Below are 236 nucleotides of genomic sequence, written 5' to 3' on the forward strand. Positions count from 1 at the left end.
TGGATCGTCTGGATGGCCAGGGCCGGGTCAACGACGCCGGCTTCGTCATCCACTCGGCGATCCACGCTGCACGGCCGGACATGCAGTGCATCGTGCACACTCACACCGCCGCTGGAATGGCCGTGGCTGCCCAGCGTGACGGCCTGTTGCCGCTCACCCAGCATGCCCTGAAGTTCTCCGGCAACCTGGCGTATCACACCTACGAAGGCATCGCGCTGTCGCTGGATGAGCGTGCT

Annotated in this window: 1 protein-coding gene; it reads left to right on the forward strand. The window is 65.3% G+C overall.

The features are described 5' to 3' along the window. Nucleotides 1-236: class II aldolase/adducin family protein (locus tag AC0IYH_RS34015; RefSeq protein WP_471838887.1), on the forward strand; the 236-nt coding region annotated here is incomplete at both ends.

The organism is Pseudomonas sp. AC463 (assembly GCF_979253585.1).